7 protein-coding genes are annotated in these 14,584 nt (G+C 42.3%); 3 read left to right on the top strand and 4 right to left on the bottom strand.

The features are described 5' to 3' along the window. Nucleotides 1–3,316, bottom strand: a 3,316-nt coding sequence (locus tag WC753_02160) for a hypothetical protein (GenBank protein ID MFA6080265.1), incomplete at its 3' end; no start/stop codon positions are given. A gap of 241 nt (nucleotides 3,317–3,557) precedes the next feature. On the opposite strand from WC753_02160, the gene WC753_02155 reads away from it, so the two are divergent. Both WC753_02155 and WC753_02150 read left to right on the top strand, forming a co-directional pair. Next, nucleotides 3,558–3,992: a hypothetical protein gene (locus WC753_02155; protein MFA6080264.1), complete on the top strand. Its 435-nt coding sequence runs from the start codon at nucleotides 3,558–3,560 to the stop codon at nucleotides 3,990–3,992. Between the two features lie 22 nt (nucleotides 3,993–4,014). Further along, nucleotides 4,015–4,857 (top strand): hypothetical protein, encoded by an 843-nt coding sequence (locus WC753_02150; protein ID MFA6080263.1) that lies wholly within the window; start codon nucleotides 4,015–4,017, stop codon nucleotides 4,855–4,857. Nucleotides 4,858–4,860: 3 nt separating this feature from the next. Here WC753_02150 and gyrA read toward each other — a convergent pair whose 3' ends face one another. The 3 genes from gyrA to WC753_02135 all read right to left on the bottom strand — a co-directional run bounded on the left by gyrA (nucleotide 4,861) and on the right by WC753_02135 (nucleotide 9,707). Then, on the bottom strand, nucleotides 4,861–7,341 hold the full coding sequence (gyrA, locus tag WC753_02145; protein ID MFA6080262.1) for a DNA gyrase subunit A: 2,481 nt from the start codon (nucleotides 7,339–7,341) through the stop codon (nucleotides 4,861–4,863). 176 nt (nucleotides 7,342–7,517) lie between these two features. Next, nucleotides 7,518–8,792: a tRNA 2-thiouridine(34) synthase MnmA gene (gene mnmA / locus WC753_02140; GenBank protein ID MFA6080261.1), complete on the bottom strand. Its 1,275-nt coding sequence runs from the start codon at nucleotides 8,790–8,792 to the stop codon at nucleotides 7,518–7,520. Next, the gene (locus WC753_02135) at nucleotides 8,793–9,707 is read right to left on the bottom strand and encodes a DUF475 domain-containing protein (GenBank protein MFA6080260.1); all 915 of its coding nucleotides are present in this window, start codon (nucleotides 9,705–9,707) and stop codon (nucleotides 8,793–8,795) included. Nucleotides 9,708–9,825: 118 nt separating this feature from the next. On the opposite strand from WC753_02135, the gene WC753_02130 reads away from it, so the two are divergent. Then, nucleotides 9,826–14,547 carry an InlB B-repeat-containing protein gene (locus tag WC753_02130; protein MFA6080259.1) on the top strand — a complete coding sequence of 1,574 codons (4,722 nt, stop codon included), beginning with the start codon at nucleotides 9,826–9,828 and terminating at the stop codon, nucleotides 14,545–14,547. The last annotated feature ends 37 nt before the right edge of the window (nucleotides 14,548–14,584 follow it).

Genomic DNA, 14,584 nt, shown 5'->3' with positions numbered 1-14,584 from the left:
TACCAGCAAATGATGTCAGTGCGTTCCCTGAGAGATTGAGCGTCGTCAATCCTGTCATCCCCGTACCAGTAAAGGTGGAGAGAAGACCATTTGCAAAAGTTAATGATGTCAGCCCTGTATTGCCGCTGAGGTTCAAGCTGAGCAATGCATCTAGATCAGAACCATCAAAAGACGTCAGTTGATTATTACTCACATTCAGAGAGGTAATCGGCGTAGTGGTGCTACCAGCAAATGATGTCAGTGCGTTCCCTGAGAGATTGAGCGTCGTCAATCCTGTCATCCCCGTACCAGTAAAGGTGGAGAGAAGACCATTTGCAAAAGTTAATGATGTCAGCCCTGTATTGCCGCTGAGGTTCAAAGATGTCAAAGAATTGAGCCCAGTACCTACGAAGGTGCTGATATTGTTTGTGTGGAGGTTCAAAGAGGCCAAAGCATTGAGCTCAGTACCCGTAAAGGAAGTAAGCTGATTCACGCTGAGATTCAGCGATTGGAGTGAGTTAAGGTTTCCCTGTGAGATCTCAAATGCCCCTACTATATTATTTCCCGAGAGTCATATCGCAGTAACATGTCCTCCTGAGCATGTCACCCCAAACCAACTACAGGCAGTTGTGGATATTCACCAACCTGTCTTATCAGTCCAACTCATACCACCATTGGTATCAAAAATATCCATCAAAGCTGCACATTCTAATTCGGGGATATCGCTGACTGTAGAGCAGAACGATGGACAGACGAGGTTTCTGGTCCTCCAATTATCCGTGGCATATTGGTTGAGCCAAGATGATATACTCCCTCATACGCTCACTTCGGAAAGACAGTTATTTGTGGAATAAAGAGTTGCTAGTCCAGTAATATTTGTCACTCATTGAAATGTATCAATTCTGTTATTGTCGAGCGAGAGATTTTGCAGAGATGTCATGCCTGTACCATCAAATGTAGTGAGGAGATTTGTACTGAGATTGAGTGTTATGAGGGTGCTGATACTTGGGGCTGTTTCAAGTGCATTATTACTGAGGTTGAGGTTTGTGAGAGAAGAGAGTCAAGTCCCAACAGAGAAGGTGGTCAAAAGATTATTACTGAGATTGAGTGTGTTGAGAGCAGTAAAACCAGTACCAGAGAAGGAGGTAAACTGATTATTATTCAGAGATAATGATGTAAGAGATCACCACCCAGTACTAGACAATGTGGTAAAGAGATTATTATCGAGATCGAGAGTCCGCACAGACCCCAGACCAGTACTCGACAATGCTGTAAATCAGTTATCAGATAATGAGAGATTTGTCAGCGCATTTAAACCAGTTCCAGTGAAAGAATTCATCTTATTATTGCTCACGTCCTTGTTATTATCGAGAATCAGAGTGGTCAGTCATCACCATCAGGTACCAGCAAATGATGTCATACGGTTGGAGCTGGCATCGAGCGATGTGACCCATGAGAGACTTACAAGAGATGTGAGTAGGTTATTCCCTATATTCCATGTTCTCAGGGCAGTCATAGATCAAGTATTTGATAAACTGTTGATGAGGTTGTTACTGAGATTGAGAGAAACGACTGTTGGGTATCAAGAACCATTAAAAGTTGTTAACTGATTTCCTGAGAGATCCAAAGTGGTGAGTGCACTCATCCCAGTTCCAGTAAAAGTAGTAAGTCTTCCATTTGAAAATGACAATGATGAAAGCGTTGTATTCCCCGAAACAGTCAACGTGGTGAGATTGGTTAACCCGTTGCCATCAAAGGAGGTGAGTAGATTATTTCTGATATCGAGAGTGGTCAATAACCCAAATCATGTCCCTGAGAAAGTAGTGAATTGATTTCAGTAAAGCGTGAGAGAAGTCAGAGATGTCATCCCCGTGCCATTGAGTGTAGTCAGCGCATTATTGTCCAAGTTTAACGAAGTGAGGGAACTCATTCCTGTTCCTGTAAATGTCGTCAATTTGCTCGTACTGGTGAAACTAACTGATGTCAATGGAGTGTTGTCGAGATGGAGTTCTTTGAGAGCGTTGAGATTGTGTCCTGATGGATTAAAGGATGTCAGTGTTGGATTGTTACTGAGATCGAGCGATGTGATGACATTGCCTGCAACAAAAGAGTTACCAAAGAAAGTCGCTATTCTATTTCCGCTCAGGTTAATAGATGCAAGATTCGTCATCCCAGATGCCATCGAAAAGGTAGTAAGTCTTCCATTTGAAAAGGTGATCGAGGTAAGATCTGGATTACTATGGATAGTAAGTGATGTCAGTGATGTAAAACCGTCATCTTCAAATGATGTTAGGAGATTGCTATTAATGCTCAGAGATGTTAGTGTCCCGTATCCGGCACCAGAGAAAGAAGTAAATTGATTTCCCGTAAGTACGAGAGATGTCAGTGCCGTCATTCCTGTATTATCGAGTGCCGTCAGCGCATTATTGCTCAAGCTTAATGAAGTGAGGGAACTCATTCCTGTTCCTGTAAATGTCGTCAATTTGCTCGTACTGGTAAAATCGACTGATGTGAGAGGAGTATTATCGAGATGAAGCTCTTTCAGGGCATTCAGCTTATTGCTTGTGGTAGTAAATGTGGTAAGGAGGGGGTTATTGCTGAGATTGAGAGATGTGATACTATTCCCAACAGTATAAGAGCCAGTATTGAATGAGGTAATTCTATTCCCGCTCAGATCAATAGAGGCAAGATTTGGATTACCAGTAAGATTAAAGGTAGTGAGCTTATCGTTTGAAAAGGTAAATGAGGTGAGTAGATTCGTACTGACATTGATATTCGTCAGGAGTGTGAGCCCATCATCGTCAAATGAGGTGAGTAGATTGTCCTGGAGAAAGAGTGTCTGCAGTGCACCTAATCCAGTACCATTAAAGGACGTCAGCTGATTTGACTGAAGCCAGAGTGTTTGCAATGTGCTAAATCCTGTGTTGGTAAATCCGGTCAAATGATTCGTGCTGACGATGAGGGTAGTGAGATAACCGAGACTCCCTTGAGAAAAATTTAATGTCCCTGTGAGATTATTGCTGGCCAAACTCAAAGAAGTAATATGTGAACCACTACATGTCACACCAGTCCAGCCGCATATCGATGTCGATGATCACCAACCATTCTTCGTCGTCCAACTTGCACCACCAGTGTTATCGTAGATATCCATCAGTGCATTACATTCACTGGCTGTTGCGCCAGTAATGGTATTACAGAATGCAGTATGATCGGCAGCAAAAATTTTCTGAGGCAGAAATACAAACCCAAACAATACCGCGAGAAGGAGAGAATATTGCATTCCATAACGTACCACATTTTTAAAAGAAAAAACTAATGTGGATGGCGCATTGAACATAAGATGAGAGTAGAAGATAGAGAATTTCTGCAATTGTGCCATACTTTGACCACAATTGCAAATCTCCTATAAAGAAATTTGCAAAAATATTTCTTTTTCCTACAATTCATTCTATGAAACCTACTTCCTCTTTCTTTTATTTTTGGTTTTTCCACGATAAAACGCGGGGCTTTTAGGTTGTAATTTTTCTACACTCTCTTCATCCCGCACCAGCGGGATTTATTTTTTTATTTTTCTTTTTATGTCGAAAGCGCGTGCATGACTGTCGCCCATATCTGGCAGTGGAATTTTTGAAAAAATACCCCAAGATTCTTTCTATCCGAGACTGAGACAAATCTTATTAGAGGAGAGATGATTACCTCATGAAAAATCTATTAATGGACGAATGAAGCGTGCTCTTGATATTTTACGAGCAGAATCCTTATCTTTATCGACAGAATTAAATTTATTACACAGTATAGTGAGTAATTCCGTTTCTGTTCTTTTGAGAGATGGGACAAAAATGGACTACAATAAATTTTTAGATAATTGAAAAGGATCATATCCAACCCATACTATAGAAATACCAAAGAATGATGCCCATCTTCGTAAACTCTCAGAACGTATGGGGGTAACAGGACTTTATGCTGGGTATGCGAAGTTGGTACAAGAAATTATCCAAAAACTTGACAATTAAATAAAGAGTATATTATAATATAATGAAAATTATTGATTCAAATGGTATTGTGAAAGATTTTACCCCTAATTCTAGGGTATACTGAGGACGAGGGGCACACGGGAGCGATCTCATAAGACGATGACTCCTTCCATCTGGTACTGAACAACATCCAGCTCACTTTCTTGCCCTCCCAATAACGATAACCGAGGGGGCAGTTTTGGAACTTTTGGAGCAAGAAATACCACAACAAGATATCATCAGTTTTGCTGGAGTAATGGCAAAGGCTCCAAACGGTACTCCTTCGGCTCATTTTTTGTTTGGCCCTTCAGCTACTCAGAATTTGAAAATAGCTTTGGCAATGGAAACATTTGACTCAAAGAACCAGCTTGTACTATCTCTGATAGAATTAGCTCGCGAAAGGGCTATCTCCATCATTGAAACGAACAAAGTGGAGCATGATAGTAAAATGGCTATTATTCAAGGACTTATAAATCTCTGGCTCGTTATGATTGGCAACAACAAAGATGAAGATATACAAAATCAATTGGTAAAACCATGGAAGACTCCTGTTGGAACTGTGGTGGATATGATACATGCTAATCCATTCGCTGAAATAATAATCAAAGAGTTTTTTGACTCATTGCCTCGATATGGATACGATGTGTCCCATGCATTGGAGAAATTGGTTGAAGGATATCTGAGTGAATCAGATATTTGGAAATTTTGAACTCCCAATTCAGATCGAGTTATGCAATATATATGAGAAGTAGGTTCAGATATTTTAGTTTCTAGGGAAGAAATCCACACCTTACGAACCTGACTGAATACCCGTTGACATCGTTTTCTAGCTGAGAAAATCAAGGGAATTCGCGAAGGAGTTTAATATTTACTTCTCCTCATCATCTCCTGTCTGCACGACACTCATCGAGATGACGCTATCTGTATCCTTGAGTTTTGTGAGGATAACACCTTGTGCGACACGTCCTGTGAGTCGCACTCATTTCAGAGGACTTCGCACCGTCATACCAGACTTGGTTACGAGGACAAAGTCAGCATTTTTTCGTTCATCTTCACTGAGCATCGTCGCTGAGACGATATTCCCTGTTTTTGGTGTGATAGCACCGACTTTGACACCAGATCCGCCTCGTCCTTGAGAGCGATAATCGTCAATATTTGAGAGTTTTCCAAGTCCTTTTTCAGAAGCGGTGAAGACGTATTTCATCTCACTTGAGACGACAGAAGCAGTGACGAGAGCATCATCGCCTTTGAGACGAATACCTCGGACACCCATGGCAGCACGACCCATCGCCCGTACATCCGTTTCTGGGAATTGGATTGCTTGTCATTTATGTGAGACGAGAAGCATAGGATCAGATCCACTCGTTGCTTGGACCCATCCGAGTGCATCACCTTCATCGATTTTTATGACGATAAGGCCTGAGGTACGGATATTGGTAATCTCCGAACGATTGATACGTTTTACCGTTCCTTTCTTTGTGGCGAAAAAGAGGAAAGGTGTGGTCGCTTCTGTAGAATTTAATATCGTCGAAATTGATTCGGTTGGTTGGAGATTAATAAAATTCACCAGTGGTGATCCCTTCGCGGTACGAGAGAATTCTGGTATTTCGTAGGTTGGGAGCTGGAAGACACGACCACTCGATGTAAAGAACCAGAGGTTGTCATGATTATTCGAAGATATCAGAATCTGGATCTCATCTTCCTCTTTGGTCGCTGTGGTCACACCTACACCTCCGCGTTTTTGTGTACGATAGGCAGCAGCTTTGAGGCGTTTGATATAGCCCTGTTTCGAGAGGGTAATAATCACTTCTTCATTTGGTATAGTATCGATAGCACTGAATTGTCCCAGAGGAGCACTGTGGATCTCTGTGCGTCGCTTATCACCATATTTATCACGGACTTCGAGAAGCTCAGTCGAGATCAGCGCGTTGACACGTTCTGGTTTTGCGAGGATATCCGAGAGATCAGCGATGAGGAGGAGTTTTTCTGCGAGTTCATCCTCTATCTTTTTGCGTTCCAGACCAGAGAGTCTCTGAAGTTGCATCTCGAGAATAGCAACTGCTTGTCTTTCTGACAGCTTAAATCGTTTCTGAAGTTTATCACTTGCATCCTGTCGGTCCTTACTTTTTTTGATCGTTTCGATGACTTCATCGATATGATCGAGAGCGATTTTGAGTCCTTCGAGGATATGAGCACGTTCCTGAGCGATACGGAGTTCATACTGTGTCCTTCTGGTGATGACTTCACGTCGATGAACGATGAATTCTTCCAGTATCTCCTTGAGGTTAAAGAGTTTTGGTTGTGATCCACGATCGGTCAGAGCGATCATATTGTAGGAAAATGATGTCTGAAGTTGTGTGAGCTTGAAAAGTTGATTCAATACTTCTTTTGGAAAACTATCGCGCTTGAGCTCGATAACGACACGGATACCATCTTTATTGGATTCATCACGGACTTCGGCGATACCGACAATGATTTTTTCGGTAATGAGATGTGCGACTTGCTCGACGATAGTGGAAGGTGCGACTTGATAGGGGAGTTCATGAATGATAATCACAGGACGTCCTGACGTCGTCTCTTCGATAGTACCACGCCCACGCATAATGATAGATCCACGACCTGTCGCATAGGCAGAGAGGATATCAGCACGATTGTAGACGATTCATCCTGTTGGAAAATCAGGTCATTTGATAAATTGCATCAGATCTTCGACGGTGACAGATCCGGCATCCGCGTGATTTAAGAGGAAATCGAGTGCATCGACGACCTCTCCGAGATTATGAGGAGGAATATTCGTTGCCATACCGACGGCGATACCCACTGAACCCATGAGAAGGAGATTTGGAACACGAGCAGGAAGTACTGTTGGTTCTGCTTCAGAAGCATCATAGTTTGGTCGGAAATCAACGGTTTCTTTTTTGATATCAGCAAGCATCTCGTCGGTGATCTTGCTCATACGAGCTTCGGTATAACGCATTGACGCCGCACCATCGCCATCGACAGATCCGAAGTTACCCTGTCCGTCTACGAGAGGGTATCTGAGGGCCCAAGGTTGAGCGAGGCGTACCATCGCCTCATAGACAGAACTATCACCGTGGGGGTGGTATTTACCGAGCACATCTCAGACAATCTTCGCAGATTTACGATATTTGGCACCAGAATGCAGTGAGAGGTCATGCATTGCATAGAGGATACGCCGATGTACTGGCTTCAGTCCATCACGGATATCAGGAAGGGCACGAGAGACGATGACCGACATCGCATAATCGATATAACAGTTTTGCATTTCAAATCCGATATCACGATGGACATCATTGAGAGAGGGGTCAGTAGGGATAATATCGGACATAATTTAAAAATACAAAATACAAAATACAAAGTACAAAAAGGTCGAAGGTTTTCTCCTCTTTTTATAACCTCTTTAAAAGACCTAGGAAGTATATAAAAAATCCCTTATTTGCAACAGAAATAAGGGGTAAAATACGGGAAAAACTTTACAAAGCAATGAACTATTTTGTACATGCACTACACCATAATAATCCCGCTCCCTAAAACAGTATCCCCGTCATAAAAAACACAGACCTGTCCGGGGGTGATGGCGCGTTGGGGAGCTTCAAAAGAGACTTCAATAAGAGTTGACGGGTTGATGAGTTGACGGGTTGATGAGTTGTCCGAACCAAGGACAAGTGACGAGTTTCGAGTGACGAGTTCCGAGTTGTCCGAACTAAAAATTCCATTCTTAGCCTGTTCCTTAGCCTTAGTCTCTCATTTGTGCTCTGTTAGTGTGCACTTTTGTGGCATCTGCCGATACCGTATTTGTGCTTCGCAGTTCAGTGGCAATGTCACATCTTCCAGCCAATTGAGTTCTCAGACAGTGCAGGTAGTGTTCAAGAGCCGTGGATCGTCCTCCTGTCAGACAACAAGAGTATTAGTTTCGACATTTTTCTCTACCACATAGAGCGCTGGTCCACCACCGACACCGATACCTTTTCTTTGACCAATAGTATACTGAAACGCACCATCATGTTCACCGAGTATGTTTCCAGCGGTATCGATAATTGCTCACTTCTGAGCTGGAATATGTGCCTTCAAAAATTCTGCAAAGTCTACTTTCCCGACGAAACACAGTCCCTGAGAATCTTTTCTTTCAGCATTTGGGAGTCATGCCCTCCGAGCGATGTCTCGCACCTCAGATTTTGTGAGGTTTCCAATTGGGAACATCGCTTGCTCGAGTTGTTCACGTGAAAGCGCTGCGAGGAAATAGCTCTGATCTTTGTCGGGATCCACGCCACGCAGAAGTTTCAAGTTTTGAGTTTCAAGTTTTGAGTTTTCAACCCCCCCTGCCCCCCCTTGTCAGGGGGGCATAATACAACTTCCAACTTTATTATTTCTTCTTTCTTCTTTCTTCTCTTGTCCGCCAAGGCGGACGTAGTGTCCCGTCGCGACCGCATCAAACCCATACGAAAGTGCCTCTTTTCGGAAGAGATCAAACTTTATCCATGTATTACAAAAAACATCAGGATTTGGTGTGAGTCATTTTTTATATCCTTCAAAAATATAGTTCAGAACTTTTTGCTCATATTCATCTATAAAATCGAAAGTAAAAAATGGAATTCCGAGATATTCAGCAATTTCTTTTGCTATCGCCATATCGGTACGTGTCGGGCAGGTATCATCATCGGTCAAATAATTGATCATAAACCCCGCACTGACATGATATCCTTGCTCCTTGAGGAGGTATGCAGAAACGGCAGAGTCCACACCACCCGAGAGTCAGACAAGGATTTTTTTACCTACCATTTATATATTTTTATGAGGGATACTTTTTGCAGATCTCCAGAAAAAATACCCCACGATACACATCGTAGAGACAGGGCTCAACCATTCTGGAATATGGAATCCAAACGCATGAAGCACCATGACGGTCCCGAGGATGCCGATAGAGTACATGGCACCGTTTTTGAGATAGATATATTTCTTGACTGTTTCGATATTGTGCATCGTGAGGGATCGTACGACATAGGCACCGATACCATTTCCGATGAGGATAAGAGGCACAGAAAGTGTGAAAGCAAACGCTCCGAGCACACCATCAATAGAAAACGTTGCATCGATGACTTCGAGATAGAGGATCTTGCTAATATCGGTCATACTTCCACCAGCTTGGAGTTCTTTTTCTTTTTTCTCAGCATTTTCTTTGAATCCATGTGCGATAAAAAAAGCCGTTGATCCGACGACCGCAGAGAAAGCAATCATAGGGTTGATCATATTGGCTTCCCATACAATCCATGAAAGGAGAATTGAGACAACTGCGAAAAACCAGATATCGTGTTTTTTAAACCATTTTTCAAACCCAAAAGAAAAGTGTTTTTCCTCCATAAAGAGCCAATGAAAAAAGAGGAATACCAAAAAAACACCACCACCCATCAGAAGGATCGGTGCTGATTTTTCGATAGATTCTACCACTTGAGGATCACCACTAAAGGATGCCATAAATGCTTGCCATGGTCCAAGTGTTGGATTGGTTGCCCAAATAATAATCCAAGGCAAAAGTCCCCGAACCATAAAGACGGCGAAAATCATTCCCCAGAGGAGAAACCATTTTCTCGCCTTCGCGGAGACAGTTCCAAGTACTTGGGCGTTGATGACGGCATTATCGATAGAGCTGACGACTTCAAAGAGGACAAGTCAGATAATAATAAGGAGGTAGGACATACGCTGTATGATAGGGAAAAACAAGAAATTTCAATATATCAAAAAAAAGATGTGAAATATTTGCATTCCAGAAATTGTTGTGATAGGATAGAAGGGTTCATATTCTTAATTCATTTTTATGACAACCCAGCAAATCCCTACTACACAACCAATGCGAAAGAAATTCACCATTGTCCTTGTGGCTATTATTGTTCTCCTTGGAGCCCTCTTATTTTTGATACCATGAGGTCTCAATCTGAAATTTCTCGGATCGGTTGTGCTGAATGATACTGAAGAAGATATGTACGGACCAGAAAAAACTTTTACTGATGGTGCTAAAAGCGTTACGCTTCAGTGTAAAACAAACTTTTTGAGTACTGCTCAAGGCAAAACTGTTAAATATACTCCGAGAGTTGTTGACTCATCTGGTTATGGGGTTTTTCGCTTTGCGAACACATCCGTAATCTCTTTAAAGAATGAAAGTGGCTCAGAAGTTAAAACAGCGTCTTTGAATCAAGTTGGTGAAGTATTCAATGTCATGGTAAATAGAAGTGATTTTCCTGAAGGAACGTACAAGCCAACAATAAAAATTATTCAACTTGCAACGAATAAATCTTTTGATGGTGTTGAGTGTCCTGATCTTGTCGTCGTTGGTGATAACGCTCCTGCTTTAACCGATGACGCCACAGATGATATTTTTAAAACTGGAGAGTGGACTACTATCTTTCCGCTTTGGGGAAGTCTTACGAGCGGAGGACATTTTTCTATTCCCCTACCAATTCCAAATGTACAAGCAGGTGCAAGTTTGGGGAGTATAGCTATCACATATACTACAGCGAACCCTGTCCCCCTCCAACCAAGAACAGATTTATATCTACCAAAAACAGCTCATAGTCGTTTTGCTACTAAGGCAGAAGCTGAGACCTGGTACAATGGTACAGGGCTCAATACTGCGATAAACAGAGTTATATACAGTAAGTATTCATCATCTTATTGGGATCGTCATGTGAAGCCGGTTAATTTTATCAAAACTCTTACTGCTTCTTTGTCAGGAACCGCTCCTAGCACACCTGGTATATATTATTTCCCAATGGGTTCTATTATTACAGGAGTAAACGCTGGTATTCGGGGAGGTAAAGCCGCTATCGGACGATACTGTGTATTAGGCGGAGGATTTTGTTACGGAGAATTAACCGCTCCCATTTTGTCAGCACCAAGTACAAGTTGTAATTCTATCACTTTAACATGGCCATCAGTGAATTTTGCTGATAGCTATGATTTAGAAAAAAATGGAGCAATTATAAGCAGTGTTTCTTCTCCTTATGTTGATACTGTATCTCCCAATACGAGCTATACATACAAATTAATAGCCAAAAACGTCACTCCTGATTTTACTGAAACAAAAGATTCCAACATTGTTACTATTCCAACGCCTACTTGTTCATCTACTTGTGGAACTGCAAACAATACAACTTTAATAGGAGAACCTTCTGGCACAGCTGCGTGTCCTACAGGAGCGACAAGAAGTGGTGTAACTGATTCAAATAATACATACACTTGGACATGTAGCCAAACTGGTTATATGACATCAAATTGTTCTGCGAACAAATTGACTACTCCAACGATTACAAATACTTCAAATAGTTGTACTTCTGAAACCATATCTTGGTCTGCTGCCAATGCAACAAGTTATGATGTAAAGAGAAAACTTTCTAGCGATGTTACTTACACTTCTTTATTGACAGGAACGACAAATACATCGTATTCAGATACTTCATTAATAGGAGGTACTTCTTATGATTATCGTGTGTATGCCAAGAGTGGTTCTTTATCGGCGGATACATTTAAAACAGTAATAACTATTGCTTGTCCGGTAATCACCCACACTCTTTCATACAATGCAAACGGTGGAACTGGAGGAGTGCCTGCATCAGTTACCGTTGCTGAGAATGCTACAACTTCTGTGGCTTCCAACCTAGTTGGGAATACAAAATCTGGCTATGATTTTAATGGTTGGAACACAGCTGCAAATGGTTCTGGAACAGATTATACTTCAGGCCAAACTCTCACAATGGGAACTTCCAACGTCACCCTGTATGCGAAGTGGACACCCGTTAACGACACCACTGCTCCTACTATCACTGCCTTCACCCTTCCTGGTACGAGCAGTTCTCTTACAGTTCCTGTCACTATTGTCACAAGTGAAACGGTCGGTGTGAGTTATTTCTTTTTGGAAGCAGCTACCATACCAGACGGTATGTTTGTCCAACCACCTTCAACACCAAGTTCTACGGCTCCTGGATGGCTCTCTACCAAACCAGCGACATTTACTTTTCCGCAAGAAGGATGAGAAACACTTTATCTCTGGATTAAAGATGCTGCAGGCAATGTATCGTCACCAAGGAGTCAAGATATCGTGATTACACTCCCGGCCATTTTTCATGCCGTCACGGCCACTGCTGGTCCTAATGGAGTAATAATTCCAAGTACACGATCAGTCAATCATTGAGCAACAACAACATTTACCATCAGTCCTAATGCAGGATATACTGCAGCTGTCACTGGAACATGTGGAGGAACACTTGCAGGAAACACCTATACAACGAGCGCCATTACTTCTACCTGTACTGTTGTAGCTACTTTTTCTCCTGTAGCATCCTGTACTGGCATACGTCCTGTAAATTCCACTATAATGAGGGATATTGGTACAAGCGCTTTATCACGCGAATGGTCTCATACTGATAGCTTAAATGCTCCTTATGGTTTATGCACATTCCGATGTCCGAGTGAAACAACGTATAATGCAACTAATAATACATGTAACGCTGTCATTACTGACACCACAGCTCCAAGCGTCACATCCTTTACCATCCCAGAATTATCATCAACTCTCATTGTTCCTATAGTATCATTTACAGCCAGTGAAACTGGTGTGAGCTACCTACTCACAGAATCTACCACGAAACCTCTAGCAAGTGCGGGATGATGGTCAACGACTAAACCTACCACATTTACTTTCGCAACAGTATGAGCAAAGACACTCTATGCTTGGGTTAAAGATGGAGCAAATAATGTCTCAGAATCAATGAGCGATACGGTGACTATTGATATGATAGCTCCTAACGCTCCTGGTCTTACACTCCCAACACAGACAGGAGTGTCTCTCTATGGCTCCCTGATATACGTGAGCAAAAATACGCTCACCACTACCGTAACGTGCACAGTAGGTGATATCATCAAAATCTATAATGGTGTCATACCAACACCTCTTAAGACACTACCATGTGCTACAGCGAGTATGGAAGTAGTGGTAGATCTTCCTCTTGGGGAAAGTGTGTATTCTATTTTTGCAACTGCGACAGATGCTGCTGGTAATATATCAGCACCATCTCCAACGATATCCCTTCTCAAAAATGATTCTATGGATAGTGCTCCTGGTACTCCAGATATGGAGAGTCTTTCTGACTTTGGAGTATCAGCAACAGATAATATCACTCGTGAGACGCAACCAAGATTTCTCGTCTCATGTTATGGAGGATACACAGTGGATCTCTACGACGCTACGACACTGATTGGTACAGGAGCTTGTATGAATACAACGGTAGGTGGTACTGAAGGTCTTGCTCAGATCCTATCAACTACTTCTCTTACAGCTGGAAATCATAGTATCACCGCGAAACAAACTAGTCCTACAGGTGTGAGTTCAGTTGCTTCTGCGGCCCTCACGGTCACTATTGACACGACTCCGCTCACGGTCACTCTCTCAAAAGCAGCAACACAAACAGATCCTGCAACAAATGCTTCAATACAATTTGTAGCCAGTTTCAGTCGAGCGATAGATATCAATTCATTTATTTGTAGCGATATAACAGTTGTGAGAGGTACCTGTACGAGCGTAGCGCTCACCTCTGGGAATGCCTATGCCATCAACGTAACTGCTGCTGGTACTGGAGTGGTGCAGGTCACTATCTATGCAGGCAGAGTACAAACTCCTTCTGGCGTACTCAACACAGAAAGTACCGGTGCAAATACGGTTAATTATGGTACAGCCATCAATGGTCAATGTAGTGCACTGAGAACTTTCGCTACTGCCAATCCGACGAGAACATCTCTCAATGGTGAAAAACTCTGTACTATGGGAACACAATGAACTGTTTCATACAGTACCTCTCTCTGAAAATGGACATATGCCTGTAATGGTGAAAATGGCGGTACAAATGCGACGTGTTCTGTCGCTACCGGTCTTACTTCTGCGTGCACACTAAAACCAGTGGACGAATTACCATTTGATCAGTGTAAGATCTCATCTGGTACTGGTTTCTTACGATATCATAATTATCTCTCTTGTCTCAATATCGTCGATAAGAAAAAATCATGTATTGACGCTAAGTGTACACAAGATGCTCCACGACAAGACCTCATCTATATGGCATCTCGTATACGAGGCATTCCTCTCGATCTCTCATCGGCGTATGATTGTGAAAACCGCTATTCTGATACTGTGAGAGGTGTCCCATATTGGGTCTGTGAGGTGGCTGAAAAATCAGAAACAGCCGGTCTTATCACAGGAAATAATAAGAAATTTAGACCTCTTGACACGATGACACGTGCTGAAGCATTCAAAGTCATTCTTGGCAGTATCTGTGCGTATCCAGAGTACTCTTCGAGTAACTGGCAAACAGATGTAGCCAAAGAAGCCATCAAGCTCTGATTCTCCACTCGTACTATCAGTACCTTTGAACCAAATAGACCACTTCTCAAACAAGAGCTCTATGTCATCGCCGCACGTGCAGCTGAATGGATCAAGAAAAATCCTGATAATTGTGGCAGACTCCCAGAAGAATTAATATGTCAGCAGTAAAATCCTTTCCTAGAAGATGAACGATAAGAGCCACGAA

It is taken from the genome of Candidatus Gracilibacteria bacterium (assembly GCA_041660965.1).
GTDB lineage: Bacteria > Patescibacteriota > Gracilibacteria > BD1-5 > JAGOOR01 > JAGOOR01.
The sequence above is the reverse complement of the archived record's forward strand: the minus strand, read 5'-3'. Positions and strand labels throughout refer to the sequence as shown.